The 15,797-nt window shown below is 69.0% G+C and carries 16 protein-coding genes; 7 read left to right on the top strand and 9 right to left on the bottom strand.

What is annotated here, in order from left to right; genetic code table 11:
• Window positions 1–18 precede the first annotated feature (18 nt).
• The 3 genes from fba to IAE24_RS17680 all read right to left on the bottom strand — a co-directional run bounded on the left by fba (window position 19) and on the right by IAE24_RS17680 (window position 3,293).
• Window positions 19–1,083, bottom strand: a complete 1,065-nt coding sequence (fba, locus tag IAE24_RS17690) for a class II fructose-bisphosphate aldolase (RefSeq protein WP_013804528.1) — start codon at window positions 1,081–1,083, stop codon at window positions 19–21.
• A gap of 129 nt (window positions 1,084–1,212) precedes the next feature.
• Window positions 1,213–2,598, bottom strand: coding sequence for an ATP-binding protein (locus IAE24_RS17685; protein WP_199961278.1), 1,386 nt, complete (start codon window positions 2,596–2,598; stop codon window positions 1,213–1,215).
• Window positions 2,595–3,293: a response regulator transcription factor gene (locus IAE24_RS17680; RefSeq protein ID WP_013804530.1), complete on the bottom strand. Its 699-nt coding sequence runs from the start codon at window positions 3,291–3,293 to the stop codon at window positions 2,595–2,597. The genes IAE24_RS17685 and IAE24_RS17680 overlap by 4 nt, the downstream gene beginning before the upstream one ends.
• Before the next feature lie 93 nt (window positions 3,294–3,386).
• On the opposite strand from IAE24_RS17680, the gene IAE24_RS17675 reads away from it, so the two are divergent.
• Both IAE24_RS17675 and IAE24_RS17670 read left to right on the top strand, forming a co-directional pair.
• Window positions 3,387–4,163 (top strand): phosphatase PAP2 family protein, encoded by a 777-nt coding sequence (locus tag IAE24_RS17675; protein WP_199961277.1) that lies wholly within the window; start codon window positions 3,387–3,389, stop codon window positions 4,161–4,163.
• A 12-nt stretch (window positions 4,164–4,175) separates the two neighbouring features.
• Window positions 4,176–4,745 (top strand): phosphatase PAP2 family protein, encoded by a 570-nt coding sequence (locus IAE24_RS17670; protein WP_199961276.1) that lies wholly within the window; start codon window positions 4,176–4,178, stop codon window positions 4,743–4,745.
• A 76-nt stretch (window positions 4,746–4,821) separates the two neighbouring features.
• Here the strand turns inward: IAE24_RS17670 and pyk are convergent, their stop codons facing one another.
• Entirely contained in the window at window positions 4,822–6,258 is a 1,437-nt protein-coding gene (gene pyk, locus IAE24_RS17665) for a pyruvate kinase (protein WP_012202862.1), read from the bottom strand.
• A gap of 373 nt (window positions 6,259–6,631) precedes the next feature.
• Here pyk and IAE24_RS17660 point away from each other — a divergent pair, with 373 nt between their 5' ends.
• The 3 genes from IAE24_RS17660 (at window position 6,632) to IAE24_RS17650 (ending at window position 10,729) form a co-directional block, all read left to right on the top strand.
• A complete protein-coding gene (locus IAE24_RS17660; protein ID WP_199961275.1) occupies window positions 6,632–7,615 on the top strand; it encodes a cyclase family protein in 984 nt (327 codons plus the stop codon).
• Window positions 7,612–9,273, top strand: coding sequence for an AMP-binding protein (locus IAE24_RS17655; RefSeq protein ID WP_199961274.1), 1,662 nt, complete (start codon window positions 7,612–7,614; stop codon window positions 9,271–9,273). Before IAE24_RS17660 ends, IAE24_RS17655 begins: the two co-directional genes overlap by 4 nt.
• Before the next feature lie 190 nt (window positions 9,274–9,463).
• Window positions 9,464–10,729, top strand: a complete 1,266-nt coding sequence (locus IAE24_RS17650) for a TIGR03118 family protein (RefSeq protein WP_199961273.1) — start codon at window positions 9,464–9,466, stop codon at window positions 10,727–10,729.
• Between the two features lie 2 nt (window positions 10,730–10,731).
• Here the strand turns inward: IAE24_RS17650 and IAE24_RS17645 are convergent, their stop codons facing one another.
• The 4 genes from IAE24_RS17645 to IAE24_RS17630 all read right to left on the bottom strand — a co-directional run bounded on the left by IAE24_RS17645 (window position 10,732) and on the right by IAE24_RS17630 (window position 13,901).
• Window positions 10,732–11,550 carry a hypothetical protein gene (locus IAE24_RS17645; RefSeq protein ID WP_012202858.1) on the bottom strand — a complete coding sequence of 273 codons (819 nt, stop codon included), beginning with the start codon at window positions 11,548–11,550 and terminating at the stop codon, window positions 10,732–10,734.
• Window positions 11,543–12,925: an aminopeptidase P N-terminal domain-containing protein gene (locus IAE24_RS17640; protein ID WP_199961272.1), complete on the bottom strand. Its 1,383-nt coding sequence runs from the start codon at window positions 12,923–12,925 to the stop codon at window positions 11,543–11,545. The genes IAE24_RS17645 and IAE24_RS17640 overlap by 8 nt, the downstream gene beginning before the upstream one ends.
• A gap of 100 nt (window positions 12,926–13,025) precedes the next feature.
• Window positions 13,026–13,556: a rhodanese family protein gene (locus IAE24_RS17635; protein ID WP_199961271.1), complete on the bottom strand. Its 531-nt coding sequence runs from the start codon at window positions 13,554–13,556 to the stop codon at window positions 13,026–13,028.
• 27 nt (window positions 13,557–13,583) lie between these two features.
• The gene (locus tag IAE24_RS17630; RefSeq protein WP_012202855.1) at window positions 13,584–13,901 is read right to left on the bottom strand and encodes an ArsR/SmtB family transcription factor; all 318 of its coding nucleotides are present in this window, start codon (window positions 13,899–13,901) and stop codon (window positions 13,584–13,586) included.
• 85 nt (window positions 13,902–13,986) lie between these two features.
• Between IAE24_RS17630 and IAE24_RS17625 the strand changes: the two genes are divergently transcribed.
• Together IAE24_RS17625 and IAE24_RS17620 are read left to right on the top strand one after the other, a co-directional pair.
• Window positions 13,987–14,883 carry an MBL fold metallo-hydrolase gene (locus IAE24_RS17625; protein WP_199961270.1) on the top strand — a complete coding sequence of 299 codons (897 nt, stop codon included), beginning with the start codon at window positions 13,987–13,989 and terminating at the stop codon, window positions 14,881–14,883.
• 56 nt (window positions 14,884–14,939) lie between these two features.
• On the top strand, window positions 14,940–15,350 hold the full coding sequence (locus tag IAE24_RS17620; protein WP_012202853.1) for an OsmC family protein: 411 nt from the start codon (window positions 14,940–14,942) through the stop codon (window positions 15,348–15,350).
• Between the two features lie 81 nt (window positions 15,351–15,431).
• Here the strand turns inward: IAE24_RS17620 and IAE24_RS17615 are convergent, their stop codons facing one another.
• Entirely contained in the window at window positions 15,432–15,728 is a 297-nt protein-coding gene (locus IAE24_RS17615; RefSeq protein WP_012202852.1) for a hypothetical protein, read from the bottom strand.
• Between the last annotated feature and the right edge of the window lie 69 nt (window positions 15,729–15,797).

The raw sequence follows: 15,797 nt of genomic DNA, 5'->3' as shown, positions 1-15,797 counted from the left end.
TGAAGGGGAAGGAACCGTTCAGTTCACGACCTGCTGCAGCGAACCGGCAGCGTACTTGGCGGCCATCTGCTCCAGCGTGTAGCCCTTGATCTTGGCGCCCTGGCCTTCGCAGCCGAACTCGATGTAGCGGGCCTTGCAGATCTGCTTGGCGGCTTCGCGGGCAGGCTTGAGCCATTCGCGGGCATCGAACTTCTCGGGGTTCTCGGCCAGGAACTTGCGCACGGCGCCGGTCATCGCCAGGCGGATGTCGGTGTCGATGTTGATCTTGCGCACGCCGTGCTTGATGGCTTCCTGGATTTCCTCGACGGGCACGCCGTAGGTTTCCTTCATGGCGCCGCCGTACTGGCGGATGATTTCCAGCAGTTCCTGGGGCACGGAGGAGGAGCCGTGCATGACCAGGTGGGTGTTGGGCAGGCGCGCGTGGATTTCCTTGACGCGCTGGATGGACAGGATGTCGCCCGTGGGCTTGCGCGTGAACTTGTAGGCGCCGTGGCTGGTGCCGATGGCAATGGCCAGCGCGTCCAGCTGCGTGGCCTTGACGAACTGGGCCGCTTCCTCGGGGTCGGTCAGCAGGGCCGAGTGGTCGAGCACGCCTTCGGCGCCCACGCCGTCTTCCTCGCCGGCCATGCCGGTTTCCAGCGAACCCAGGCAGCCGAGCTCACCTTCGACGGTGGCGCCCAGCTTGTGGGCCATTTCCACGACCTTGCGGGTCACGTCCACGTTGTATTCGAAGGAGGAAGGCGTCTTGCCGTCTTCCATCAGCGAGCCGTCCATCATCACCGAGCCGAAGCCCAGGTTCAGCGCGCCCTGGCAGATGGCGGGCGAGGTGCCGTGGTCCTGGTGCATGACCAGGGGGATGTGGGGATACTGCTCGGCAGCGGCCTGGATCAGGTGCTTGATGAAGGGCTCGCCGGCGTACTTGCGGGCGCCTGCGCTGGCCTGCAGGATGACGGGTGCGCCCACTTCGTCAGCGGCCGACATCACGGCTTGCACCTGCTCCAGGTTGTTGACGTTGAAGGCGGGAAGACCGTAGCCGTTTTCGGCAGCGTGGTCCAGCAGTTCGCGCATCGAAACGAGAGGCATGTGTAGGGTCCGTATCAAGTTGTTGAGAGGGGGATGCCCCTGCCGCATAGCAGCCGCCGCTGCGTCATGGGTGCGCTACGGGGCCACGGCCGGGGGATCGCGGCAGTAACCGCTTGGTAACTGGCGATTTTAACCAGCTGCCGCCAACCCTGTCCCGGGCATTCCCATGCGGTAGCAGGTCGTGAAGCCTTCGGGCGGCGCGGCCTCGCCAAAGCTTCCCTGGTGGGCGCGCAGCACGCGCGCCACGATCTCGTGGCCCAGGTGCAGGCTATCCACGGGCGCTGCCGCGCGCTCTGCGCCATCGCGGCGGCCGTCGCTACGGCGGCCGTCGTCGCAGACCTGCAGCCAGACCTCGCCGTCGGGCCCCTGCCCGGCCTGGACTTCGATCTGCGTGCCGTGCGGCGTGTGCTTGAGGGCGTTTTCCACCAGGTTGCGCAGCGCCAGCTCCAGCAGCACGGCATTGCCCATCACGCCCAGTGCCTCAGGCGCCTGCACGGACAGGCTGCAGTCGCGCTGCCAGGCCGCCTGCGCATGGGCGGCCACCACCTGCCGGGCCAGCGCGGCCAGGTCCACGGGCACGGGCGGCTCGGCCAGCATGGCGCGGCCGGCGCGCGCCAGTGCCAGCAGCTGGCTGAGCACATGGCCGGCATGCAACGCGTCCTGGCCTATCTGCGCCAGCGCCTGGCGCTGGGCCGGGGCGTCCATGGCACCAGCCGGCGCATCGCCCAGGGCCCGCGCCTGCAAGGCGATGGAGGCCAGCGGCGTGCGCAGTTCATGGGCCACTTCGTTGGCCAGGCTGCGCTCGCGCTCCAGCGCCTCCTGCTGGCGGTCCAGCAAGGTGTTGATGGAGTTCACCACGGGCATGAATTCCCGCAGCGCGTGGCGATGCGAGACGCGCTCGGCCTGGGCCAGGTCCAGGCGCTCCACCTCGCGCGAGAGTTCGTTGAGCGGCCGCATGCCCCGGCGAATGGCCAGCCCCAGCGCCAGCGCCACCACGGGCAGCAGCCACAGGCCGGGCTCGACCATCTGGCCCGCGATGTCGTCGGCCAGTTCGTCGCGTTCCTGCAGCTCGATCATCACGCTGACCTTGCGCGCATGGTCGCGGCTCCACTGGGTGAAGCTGCGCCAGGCGCGGCGCTCCGGGCCCAGGCGCAGCGTGGCAAAGCCCTGCTCGGTGTCGAAGGAGGGCTCGGGCGCATCGCCCGTGCGCGAGATGAGCCGCCCCGCGCCATCCCACAGGGCCACGCTCAGCGACTGCTGGTAGTCGTGGGCCATGAGGCCGGGGGGCTCATGCACGGGCGTGGCTGCTCCCTGGCCTACGGCGCCTGCGACTTCCAGATTGAGCACCAGCGCAGCGACGCCGGCCAGGTGGCCGTCGGTGAGCTCGTCGGCCTCGTGCACGCCGGTCTGGTAGCCCAGTGCCACGAAGCTGGCCCAGACCACGACCAGCGCGCCCAGCATCCAGGCCATCAGATGCCAGATCAGCGAGGGGCGGCGGTCCGGCGCGGTGCTCATGTGTTCTCCACGGGCAGGAAATAGCCCACGCCACGCATGGTGACGATGCTGGCATTGCCCAGCTTCTTGCGCAGGTGGTGGATGTGGACTTCGACGGCATTGCTTTCCACGGCCGTGCCCCAGCTGTAGAGATGTTCCTCGATCTGCTGGCGCGAGAGCACGCGCCCGCGTGCCTGCAGCAGCACCCAGAGTACGGAGAACTCGCGCGGCGACATCTCCACCAGCTTTCCGTCGCGGCGCACGGTGCGCGCGGCCGGGTCGACCTCCAGCTCGCCATGGCGGATCACGGGTGCCGCCTGGCCTCCTGCGCGGCGCAGCATGGCGCGCAGCCGCGCCTCCAGCTCGTCAATGTCGAAGGGCTTGACCAGGTAGTCGTCGGCACCCAGGTCCAGCCCGGCGATGCGCTCGCGCACCTGGTCGCGCGCGGTCAGGATGAGCACGGGCGTGTTGGGGTCCGGCAGGGCCTGGCTGTCGCCACCCGGGCGGCGCGGGCCCCGCAGGCGGCGCAGGATTTCGCTGCCGTCGCCATCGGGCAGGCCCAGGTCCAGCAGCACGGCATCGAAGCGCTCCATCTCCAGCGCATGCCAGGCCTCGGCCACGGTGGTGCAGACATCGACCGCGTAGCGGCGCTGTTGCAGATTGGCCTGCAGGCCTGCGGCAATGCCCGCGTTGTCTTCGACGACCAGTATTCGCATGCGCGCATTGTGCAATGACCGCTGCCGGCTGCGGTGCCAGACGATGGCCGCACGCCGGGGCATGCGTTAAGACGGGTTTAAGCCGCGCTTCTCATGCTGCCGGCCATGCCGACACCTGAACCCCGAGATTTCTCCGCAGCCCCCGCGCAGGGCCCCTCCTTCAAACGCACCCTGCTGTGGACCCTGGCGGCCCTGGCCGTGGTCCTGGCCTGGGATGCCAGCGCCCTGGACCTGGCCATGGCCCGCTGGTTTGGCGACGCTGATGGCTTTGCACTGCGTTCGGACTGGTTCTTCGTGAACATCTCCCACGAAGGCGCACGCCGCCTGGCCTGGCTGGTGGTGCTGGGCCTGACGCTGTGCGTCTGGCGGCCCGTGGGCCCGCTGCGCCTGCTGCCCCATGGGCGGCGCGTGCAGCTGGTGGCGGGCATCTTGCTGTCGCTGGCCCTGATCTCGCTGCTCAAGTACACCAGCGCGACCAGCTGCCCCTGGGACCTGGCCGAGTTCGGCGGCGTGGCGCGCCATGTATCGCACTGGTCGCTGGGCCTGGCCGATGGCGGGCCGGGGCGCTGCTTTCCCGCAGGCCATGCCTCGGCGGGCTTCGCCTTTTTGGCCGGCTATTTCGCGCTGCGCCGCCATGCACCGCGCGCAGCCTGGATCTGGCTGGCCGTCTCGCTGGCCGCAGGCCTGTCGATGGGCCTGGCCCAGCAGATGCGCGGCGCCCATTTCATGAGCCACACGCTGTGGACCGGCTGGCTGTGCTGGACGGCGGGCTGGCTCTTCGACCTGGCGGTCACACGTGCGCTGCGCACCCGGGGCAGCGCGCCTGACTCCCTGTGGCCCGCCGCCAGCCTTCCGCCTTCCGCCCCCTGATCGAGCTTTGCCATGCTGCCCCTGGACCCCGCCCTGTTCACGCTGCTGAACGCCAACGCGCAAACGCCCGCCATCTCGATCGAGGCGGCGCGCGCCATCTCCTCCTGGCTTCCCTCGCTGTGCGCCGTTCCCGTGATGGCCGGGCTGCTGCGCGGCTCGCCCGCCCTGCGCGGCACGCTGGTGCTGGCCCTGCTGTCCATGCTGGCCGCCTGGGCCGTGGCGCGGCTGATCCGCTGGGGCTTTCCTGCGCCGCGTCCTGCCCAGCTGGGCATGGGCGTGCAATGGGTGGAACACGCGCTGCGGTCCAGCTTTCCGAGCATGCACGCCACGGGCGCCTTTGCCCTGGCCCAGGCGCTGACCCTGGGCTGCACGCGCCACCGCCGCTGGGTCATGGTGTCCGCCTGGTCGCTGGCCCTGGGCATGGCCTGGAGCCGCGTGCACCTGGGCGTGCACTTCCCGTCCGATGTGGTCGGCGGCGCCATCGTGGGCATCTGCAGCGCCACCCTGGTCTGGCATGCCGCGCTGTGGCGCCGCCGTGCAGGCGGACCGCTGCTGGCACGCCTGGGCTCAGGCACGCTCTGAAACAAAAAACCCGGGAAGGCCTGTGGGCCTGTCCCGGGTCGGGTTCAATCACTGACGCGCAGCGGATGCGTGCGCATCAGTTCACACGACATATCTTCAGCATGTTCGTGCCACCGGGCTGGCCCATGGGCTCGCCGCAGGTGATGGCATAGACATCGCCGCTTTGCACGATGTTGCGCGCGCGCAGATGGCCTTCGGCCTGGTCCAGCGCGGTGTCGCGGTCGGCGCTGGTGTCCATGAGCAGGGGGCGCACGTTGCGGTACATGGCCATCTTGCGCTGCGTGGAGATCTTGGGCGTGAGCGCGTAGATGGGGATGTGGATGCGGTGGCGGCTCATCCACAGCGCGGTGGAGCCGCTGTCCGTCATGGCGACGATGGCCTTGGCACCCAGGTGGTGGGCCGTGAACAGCGCGCCGATGGCGATCGACTGGTCGATGCGCGAGAACTGGCGGCCGGTGAACTCGGCATCGCTGTCCGGGTCTTCGGCGGCTTCTGCGGCGGCGCAGATCTTGGCCATTTCCTGCACGGTCTCCAGCGGGTACTTGCCGGCGGCGGTCTCGGCGCTGAGCATGACGGCGTCCGTGCCGTCCAGCACGGCGTTGGCCACGTCGCTGACCTCGGCGCGTGTGGGCACGGGGTTGGTGATCATGCTCTCCATCATCTGCGTGGCGGTGATCACGAATTTGTCCATGTCGCGCGCCATGCGGATCATCTTCTTTTGCAGCGCGGGCACGGCCGCGTTGCCCACTTCCACGGCCAGATCGCCACGGGCGACCATGATGCCGTCGGAGACATGCAGGATCTCTTCCAGGCGCGGAATGGCCTCGGCGCGCTCGATCTTGGCGATCAGGCCGGGCTTGTGGCCGTACTGGGCCGCAGCCACGTTGCACAGCTGGCGCGCCATCTCCATGTCGGTGGCGTTCTTGGGAAAGCTCACGGCCACGTAGTCGGCCTGGAAGCTCATGGCGGTCTTGATGTCCTCCATGTCCTTGGCCGTCAGCGCCGGGGCCGTCAGGCCGCCGCCCTGCTTGTTGATGCCCTTGTTGTTGGACAGCTCGCCACCCAGCTTGACGGTGGTGTGCACCTCGTCGCCGCGCACATGGTCCACGGTGAGCACGATCAGGCCGTCGTTGAGCAGCAGCACATCGCCGGGCTTCACGTCGCGCGGCAGCTCCTTGTAGTCAAGGCCCACGCCGCCCAGGTCGCCGGGCGCTGTGCGCGATGCGTCGAGCACGAAGCGCGCGCCGGGCTCCAGCATGACCTTGCCTTCGGCGAACTTGCCGACGCGGATCTTGGGGCCCTGCAGGTCGGCCATGATGGCCACCTCGCGGCCTGCGCGCTGAGCCGCCTCGCGCACCATGGTGGCGCGGTCGATGTGGTCCTGCGCCTTGCCGTGGCTGAAATTCAGGCGCACCACGTTGACGCCTTCACGCACCATCTGTTCCAGCAGTTGCGGGTCGCTGGAAGCGGGGCCCAGGGTGGCGACGATCTTGGTGGCACGGCGGACTTGCATGGAATGTCTCTCGCTCAGGGTTTGTAATCGGGTTTCAATTCTCACACGAATGCGGTTACATGAAGGCAACATTCCGGCATGTGGCCAGGGGCTGAAAGCCAGGCCCCAGGCACCCCGCAGATCGCGCAGGCGCGGCACGCAGCGCATCGCAAAGCACCGTGGCGCCTGGCCTTTGCCGCTATGGGTTTTGATGCTGCAGCGCAGCATCGCCGGCGCAGGCACGCCGCCATGCCTGCCGCCTGTGAAAGCAGTTTTGCCCGGGACGTTCGCAATGCCTGCCGCCCGCGTGTCGAACCCGCGACAGCCTCGCGCCCCTCCTGGCGTTTGAATGCCCTGCGCGCCTTGTTCGACAAACCAACGACAGGAGACAGACATGGGACATGCCCACGACCATGGACACACGCACGACGACGCCCCGCTGATGGAGGATCTGCTCAGGAACGCCCCCAGCAACTGGGGCCGCTGGGGACCCGACGACGAGGTCGGGGCGCTGAACTTCCTCACGCCCGCCGAGGTGCTGCGCGGCGTGTCCCACATCCGCTCGGGCGAGACCTTCACGCTGCAGCGGCTGATCGGCGACCCGCGCGGCGATCCGGTCTGGCCCGGTCGCACGCCGGCCGAGCGCACCATGGTGTTTGACGAGTCCAGCTGGGACGGCCCCGATGCACCCCGGTTCCCCGGCGGCCTGCACTATGCCGATGACAAGCTGGACGCCTTCCTGCAGGGATCGACCCAGTACGACGCGCTGGGCCATGTCTGGTACGGCGGGCGCATCTGGAATGGCTATGACGCACGCACCACCATCGGCGGGCTGGACAAGGCCAGCGTGGAGGCGCTGGGCGCGCGCGGCATCGTGGGGCGCGGCGTGCTGCTGGACATGGCGCGCCACCGCGGCAAAGTGGCGCTGGAGCGTGCCGAGACCTTCACGCACGAAGACCTGATGGCCTGCGCCAAGGCCCAGGGGCACACCATAGAAAAGCACGACATCCTGATCGTGCGCACCAATTTCCTGTCGGGCTTCTACGAAGACCAGGCGAGCTTCTACAACGACTTCTGCGAGCCCGGCCTGACCTACTCGCCCGAACTCGTGGACTGGTTCCATGCGATGGAGATCCCCAACCTGGTCACCGACACCATCGCCAACGAAGTCACCATGGACCCCGTGCACGGCGTGGCCCTGCCGCTGCACTGCGCGCTGATGCGCAACCTGGGCGTGACGCTGACCGAGATCTGCGACCTGGAGGCCCTGGCCGACAGCTGCGCGCACGACGGCCGCTACACCTTTCTGTACGTGGCCGCGCCGCTGAAGATCCACCGCGCCACGGGCTCGCCCGTCAATCCCGTGGTGATCAAATGAGCGCGGCCCCATCGCACGACAGACCCTGGCTGGGCCTTTACGCGCCGGGCCAGCCGGCCGAGATGCGGCCGCAGTTCGGCAGCATGCTCGACCTGTTCGAAGCCTCGCTGGCTGCGGCACCCGGCTGCGCCATCGTGCGCTACTTCGACGGCGGGCTGAACCTGCGCGAACTCGACCAGGCCGCCAGCGCGCTGGCCCATGCGCTGCAGGCGCGGGGCTTTGCGGCCGGCGACCGGCTGGCCCTCTATACGCAGAACAATCCGGCCTTCGTCATCGGCCTGGTGGCGGCCTGGAAGCTGGGCGGTATCGCCGTGCCGGTCAATCCCATGAACCGGCAGCGCGAGCTGCACTACATCCTGCACAACGCGGGCGCCCAGGCCCTGCTGTGCCTGAACCAGCTGTACCTGGACGTGGCCCGCGAAGTGCATGCGGCCGGCGGCCTGCCGCTGGCCACCGTGGTCACCACATCGGCGCTGGACTGGCAGACGCGCGGCGATGCGCGCGTGCTCGGCGACGGTCCGCGCCTGCCCGTGGCCGATGGCACGCTGGACCTGCTTGCGCTGGTGCAGGCCGGCGGCCAGCCCGCGCCGCTGGCGCGCCGGCCCACGGCGGACGATACGGCCGTGATCACCTACACATCGGGCACCACGGGCCAGCCCAAGGGCGCCATGAACACGCATGGCAACCTGGCCTTCAACGCCCAGACCTACCGCGACTGGATAGGCATCACGGCGGACGACAGCGTGCTGGGCCTGGCGCCGCTGTTCCACATCACCGGCCTGGTCGGCCATGTGGCCCTGGCCCTGCTGGTGCCCTGCCCGCTGGTGCTCAGCCACCGCTTCCATCCCGAGACCATGCTCGAATCCATGCGCGAGCACCGGCCCAGCTTCACCATCGGCGCCATCACCGCCTTCGTGGCGCTGATGAACCACCCGGGCGTCTCGCGCGAGGATTTCCGCAGCTTCAAGGCCTTGTACTCGGGCGGCGCGCCCATTGCGCCGGCCGTGATCCAGGCCTTCGAGCAGCTGTCGGGCCTGGCCATCCACAACGCCTTCGGCATGACCGAGACCTGCTCGCCCACGCACTTCGTGCCGCTGGGCGCGCGGGCGCCGGTGGACCCGGCATCGGGTGCGCTGTCCATCGGCGTGCCGGTCTATGGCACGGTGGTGCGCATCATCGACGACCAGCACCGCGAGGCCGCGCCGGGCGAGATCGGCGAGATCGTCTCGGCCGGCCCGCAGATCATGTCCGGCTACTGGAACCTGCCCGAAGCCACGGCCGACGCCATGTTCGAGGGCGGGCTGCGCACGGGCGACGTGGGCTTCATGGACGAGCGCGGCTGGTTCTACCTGGTGGACCGCAAGAAGGACATGATCAACGCCGCCGGCTACAAGGTCTGGCCGCGCGAGGTCGAGGACGTGCTCTACACCCATCCCGCCGTGCGCGAGACCGCCGTCATCGGCGTGCCAGACGACTACCGGGGCGAGACCGTCAAGGCCGTGGTCTCGCTGAAAGCGGGCCGGCAGGCCGCGCCCGAGGAACTCATCGCCCATTGCAAGGCGCACATGGCCGCCTACAAGGTGCCGCGCATCGTCGAGCTGCGCGAGGAACTGCCCAAGACCGTGACCGGAAAGATTCTGCGCAGGCAGCTGCGCTGAGTCCTCCTGCATCGCTCTGCAGAATCAGACGGGGCCGCATTGACCCGGCAGGCGGCCCCTCCCTAGCATCGCCTGTTCATATCTGCGGCCCCCCGGGTTCGCAGGCAGCAGCCAGAACATCCGGTGCCCCTTGGTTTCGCATGCTCAGCCAACCCATCCACCGCTTTGCCATGCCACCAGAAAATCCAACATGCTCGACCGGCGACATTTTGTTCTGAGCGCCCTCGCCTCCTCGGCGCTGACCGCCTGCGGCGGCGGCGCACCCGCCAACCGCTACCTCCAGACACCCCTGCTCGCCAGCCATGCTGGCTACGGCGCGCGCTTCACGGAACCCGACTTCGTCAACGGCTGGGGCATTGCCATCCGCCCGGCCGGCGCAGGCGGCCATTTCTGGATTGGCGGCGGTGGCACTTCCTGGCAATTCCTGGGTGACGTCTCGCGCTCGTCCGAGCCAAGCCTGCGCACACTGCGCCAGGACGGCCTTCGCAAGGTGGCCGTGCCCCAGTCGGACTCCCGGATCGACGACAGCAGCGCAGGCAAGGTCACTGGCGTGGTCTACCACGGAGCGCCCCTGGAATCCCACCTGTTCCGCGTGCGCAGCCAGCCCGCAGGCGGGCGCCTGCTCGACGGCGCGGCGCGCTTCGTCTTCGTGACCGACAGCGGCAGCGTCAGCGCCTGGACCGAGCGCGACGCCGAGACGGGCGCCATCGTGCGCGTGGACGGCCCAGCCGTCGAGGTCTTCGATGGCACGGGCCGGGGCATGGCCTTCTTCGGCGCGGCCCTGCATACGGGCCGCTGGGACCGTCTGTGGCTGGCCGATTTCGGCGACCAGCCTCAGATCCGCACACTGGACGCGCAGTGGCAGCTCACCCCCACCCAGGGCTTCGTCAACCCCTTCGCCAGCGGCCCTGCCGGTGTTGCCAGACCTGGCGATCCCGTGCCGTTCAACATCCAGGTTGTCAACGACGGCTCAAGAGACCGCGTCTTCGTGCTCTACGCCATGAGCCAGCCCGACCCCGAGGACGCCAGCGCCTTCTTAGCGGGTGAGGAAGATGCCATGGATGCAGAGCGCGAGGCCGCAACCGGCAACCGCCCCGCGCGCGGCAAGCTGGTCGAGTTCGATCTGGACGGCCGCCTGCAGCGGATCTATTCAGACGATGGCAGGCTCAACGCCCCCTGGGGCGTGGCCATCGCACCGCCCGACTTCGGGCCGCTATCGGGCCGGTTGCTGGTGGGCAACTTCGGCGGCGCGGGCCGTATCTGCGCCTTCGACCTGGACAGCGGCAGCTACGTGGACGAGCTGCGCGATGGCCAGGATCGCCCGGTCGCCATACCCGGCCTGTGGGCGCTGCAGTTCGGCAACGGCGTGGCCCTTGGCGACAGCAATGCCCTGTACTTCGCGGCCGGCCCCAAGGATGAGACCGAAGGCTTGTTCGGCTCGCTGAGGTTTGGCTAGAGTCACACCAGCCCGTGCGAGAGCAGATAGGTGATCGCATGGGCCACCATGGCCGCCTCCAGGCCATAGCGCCAGAACAGGAAGCCGCCCACGGCGCCGTGGACGATTTCGAACAGCAGCAGCTGCAGCACCAGCCCGTCCGACAGGCCGCCCCAGGTACCCCAGGCCAGCGCCAGCTGCAGCAAGCCCCAGAGCAGGGCCGACAGCATCACCGACCACCAGCCCAGCATCCAGCCCGGGCGGCGGTCGGTGCGCCCGCTCAGCCGCCACAGCAGCCACATCACCAGCGTCATGCCGCCCAGGCGCATCACCAGCTCGGCCGTGATGCCCGCGTACAGGATCTTGGCGCCCAGCGGCATGGCGTAGACGGGGTCGATCAGGGTCAGGTCGTCGGGCCAGGCCAGGGCCAGGGTCACCAGCCAGGCCGCGCCGACCACGCCGCCAGCCAGCCCCGGCAACGTGAGGTAGCGCACGGCGCGCTGGGGCGAACGCCCGGCCACCCAGGTGGTCAGCAGCGGTGCGGACAGGCCCAGCCTTGGCCCCAGCCACACCCCGACGCCCACGGGCAGGGCCAGCAGCGCGGCCATCACGCCAATGCCGGCCAGCGGCGTGGCCAGCGGCTCCACGGGCAGGCCCAGCAGGCGCATCCAGTCGGGCAGCACGAACCAGGCCATGGCCGCCACGCCGGGCAGGCCCAGCAGCCAGAGCACCGTGAAGATGCGCCAGCTCAGCCGCGGCAGCGCGGGCGGGACATAGGCCGATGGGGCGGGCATGAGGGTGGACACGGGGCCGGTGGTGGGCAGGCTGGCGTTGTCAGTCACGCATCAAGGCTTCTATCTCGTCGGGCTCCACGGGCACGCCGCGCGTGATCAGCTCGCAGCCCGTCTCGGTGACGATGGCATCGTCCTCGATGCGGATGCCGATGTTGTGGAACTGCTCGGGCACGCCGGCCGCAGGGCGCACGTAGATGCCCGGCTCGATGGTGGTGCACATTCCCGGGCGCAGGATGCGGCTGGGGCGGTTGGTGATGGTCTCGCCCGACAGCGGGTCCTTGCGCTCGTGCGACTGGCCCAGCTCCGAGGGCTCCACATAGCTGCCGCAGTCGTGCACGTCCATGCCCAGCCAGTGGCCCGTGCGGTGCATGTAGAACTGGAAGAAGGCGCGCTGCTCGATCACGTCCTGGGCGTTGCCATAGACCTTTCTGTCCAGCAGGCCCAGGTCCAGCATGCCCTGCGCCAGCACGGCCACGGTGGCGTCGTGCGGATCGTTGAAGCGCGCGCCGGCGCGCGTGGCCGCCACGGCGGCCTTCTGGCTGTCCAGCACCAGCTCGTAGAGCGCGCGCTGCGGGCCGGTGAAGCGGCCATCGGCAGGGAAGGTGCGCGTGATGTCGCTGGCATAGCCGTCGAGCTCGCAGCCCGCGTCGATCAGCACCAGCTCGCCCGCATGCACGGGCGCCTTGTCGGCCTGGTAGTGCAGCACGCAGGCGTTGGCGCCGGCCGCCACGATGGAGCCGTAGGCCACGTACTGCGAGCCCTGCTGGCGGAATTCATGCAGCAACTCGGCGTCGAGGTGGTATTCGCGCACCTCCTGGCCTGCGCGCAGCATGCGTGCCGAGCGCTGCATGGCGCGGATATGGGCCTGGGCGCTGATGGCGGCGGCGCGGCGCATGATGTCCTGCTCATGCGCGTCCTTGACCAGGCGCATCTCGTCCAGCAGCGTGCACAGGTCGCCCTGCTCGGCCGGGCACAGCGCGCCGAAGCGCACGCGCGCGCGCACCTGGCCCAGCCAGCCTTCCACGCGCACGGCCAGGCCTTCATGCGTGGCGAACGGATACCAGAGGCGGCCCCGGTTCTCCAGCAGGCGGGGCAGGCGCGTATCGATCTCGGCGCTGGAGAACGCCTGGCTCACGCCCAGCGTGGCCACGGCGGCCTCGGGGCCCAGGCGGATGCCGTCCCAGATTTCGCGCTCCAGGTCCTTGGGCTGGCAGAACAGCACGCTGGTGCCGTCGGCGGCCAGCACCAGGCAGGCATTGGGCTCGGCAAAGCCGGTCAGGTAGTAGAAGTAGCTGTCGTGGCGGTACAGGTAGTCGGTATCCCGGTTGCGCTGGCGCTCGGGAGCGGTGGGAATGATGGCGATGCCGCCAGCGCCCAACTGGGCGGCCAAGCGTGCGCGGCGTTGAGCGTAAACAGATGTCATACAGCTATCGTACTGCCGTCCGGGGTTCTCCACAGTCCCCTGAACAGGGGAACTTGGGGGTCGGACATCAGGCGTCAGGCTGGATTCAGTGCAGGCGCCGTCACTGCCCCAGGGCGCGCCGGTTCCAGGACGCCTTCATCAGAACGCGCGCCAATCCGCAAAAGCCCGTGGCACCGGCCACGATCAGGCCGCAGCCCACGAAGGCCGACAGCAGGTGCCACCACGGGGACACCGTGGCGCCGAGCACGGCGCCCAGCAGTGCCAGCCCGCCCGCGCCCAGTTGCACCTGGCGCTGCAGCTCCAGCGGCTGGCGGCTGTCGCGCAGCACGGGCAGGCCTTGTGCCTTCCAGGCGTCCAGGCCGCCGTCGAGCACATGGCCGGCACAGCCGGGCGGCAAGGCTGCCGCCAGGGCCTGGGCGTTGAGACGCGTGCGGTGGCCGGAGCGGCAGTGAAAGACCACGGCGGCGGGCGCGCCGGCCAGGGCTCCCGCCGCCAGGCGGTCCATGGGCATGCTGCGTGCGCCGCCTATGCGTTCGCGCGCATGTTCGTCCGGCGCGCGGATGTCGATGAGCCAGGCGCCCTGCTCCTGCATCTGGCGGGCGGCTTGGGAGGAGACGGAGGAAAGAGACATGGATCAGCTCCTTGGGAACAGAGGATTTCAGGCGCAGAAGATGCTCTTGAGCGTGGCCACCAGCTTTTGCACATCGGGATTGGCGATGCGGTAGTACAGCGTCTGCGACTCGCGGCGGTAGGCGACCAGACCCTCTTCGCGCATGCGGGCCAGGTGCTGGGACAGGGCCGACTGGCTCAGCGGGATCTGCTGCAGCAATTCGCCCACGGACAGCTCGCCATGCTCGATCAGCAGGCACAGCACCAGCAGGCGCCTCTCGTTGCCCACGGCGCGCAGCAGCGCGGCGGCACGTGCAGCACCCTGCTGCAAAAAGGCCTGTTCGGGAGAGAGCGTCGGTTCGGTCATGGTTGATCAAGAACAATCTAATTTAGCAAATTCTAATATAATTGCCGACAGGCTGCACATGAGCCATCGAACCAGGAGTGCCCTCATGACATCACCGCTGCGCATTGCACCGTTCTTCGACGCCAACACCCACACCGTGACCTACCTGGCTTGGGACGCGGACACGGCCGATGCCGCCGTCATCGACCCCGTGCTCGACTACGACCACGCCAGCGGCCAGGCCCACACCGGCTCGGCCGATGCCGTGCTGGAGGCCGCGCAGGCCCAGGGCCTGCGAGTGCGCTGGATTCTGGAAACCCATGCCCATGCCGATCACCTCAGCGCAGCCCCGTACCTGCGCGAGCGCACGGGCGCCCCGATTGCCGTGGGCGAGCACATCCGCGAGGTGCAGCGCATCTTCCGCCCCGTCTTCAACCTGCCCGCGTCCGGCGGCGACCAGCCCTTCGACCGGCTGCTGGCCGACGGCGACAGCCTGCCGCTGGGCGGGCTGCGCATCGAGGTGATGCACACGCCCGGCCATACGCCGGCCTGCGTGTCCTACCGCATCGCGGACGCGGTCTTCGTGGGCGATACGCTGTTCATGCCCGACTACGGCACGGCGCGCGCCGACTTCCCCGGCGGCGATGCGGGCACGCTGTTCCGCTCCATCCAGCGCCTGCTGGCCCTGCCGCCCGCAACGCGATTGTTCATGTGCCATGACTACAAGGCGCCGGGCCGCGACCGCCATGCCTGGGAAACCACGGTGGACGCGCAACGCGCCGGCAATGTGCATGTGCACACGGGCGTGGACGAGGCAAGCTTCGTGGCCATGCGCAACCAGCGAGACGCCACGCTGTCCGCGCCCGCCCTGCTGCTGCCCGCCATCCAGGTCAACATGCACGCAGGCCATTGGCCTGCGGCCGAGGCCAATGGCGTGCACTACCTCAAAATCCCGCTGCGCATGAAGCACCGGCCCCAGGCAGCGGACGCGAAGCAGGCGTAGAGTCGTCCGTTGCCTCTCCCACCCCTCTTGCGACACCCCAGGACAAAGGACCTTCCATGATCCACAGCGCCCACGCCACCAGCACGGACACCCCCTATCGCGTCACGCTCGGCGACCCCCAAGGCCACAGCTGGCATGTGGACGAACCTGCGGACAAGGGCGGCGGCGACACGGCGCCCAACCCGCTGCAGCTGCTGCTGTCGGCCCTGGGCGCCTGCACCACGGTCACGCTGCAGATGTACGCGGCGCGCAAGCAGTGGAAGCTGGAGCAGGTGGACGTGCAACTGCGCCTGAACCCCGAAGGCACGCCGGCCAGCGGCAACCTGATCGAGCGCCAGATCACGCTGCAAGGCGCGCTGGACGACGAGCAGCGCCAGCGCCTGCTGCAGGTGGCCGAGGCCTGCCCCGTGCACAAGCTGCTGGCCGGCGAGGTGCACATCCAGACCGCGCTGCAGCTGCCGGCCTGAGCGCGGGCCGGGCCACCATGCAAAAAGCCCTGCAGCTGTCAGGCCGCAGGGCTTTTGGGAGTGGATGGGACATGGCCGGCGTCAGGCTTGGCTGACCTCGATCTCCCCGGTATCGACATAGAGCTCGAACTCGCGCTTGGCCAGCGACACGGTGATCGGCTGCTCGTCCTGGGTCCAGGACAGCACATAGCTTCCGATGGCCGTGGCCACCTGCACACGGGTGCCGCGCGGAATGTCTTCCAGGGGGCCGTCGCCTACCCGGTGCTGCACATTGCCGGTGACCGTGGCTTCGAACTTCTCGGGGAATCGCTGGACTTCCACGGCGCTCTGGACCGCCTCTTCAGCGGCTTCGGCTTGCGTCTGTACGGATGTATTCATGGCGTTTTCTCCTGTAAGAGTGAGGCCGGGGGGGGGGCGCCCCCCAACGGCGCCGGGGGGCGGGGGGGG

Source organism: Delftia sp. S65, assembly GCF_016516495.1.
Lineage (GTDB): Bacteria > Pseudomonadota > Gammaproteobacteria > Burkholderiales > Burkholderiaceae_C > Comamonas > Comamonas acidovorans.
This window is presented reverse-complemented; position numbering and strand designations above follow the sequence as displayed.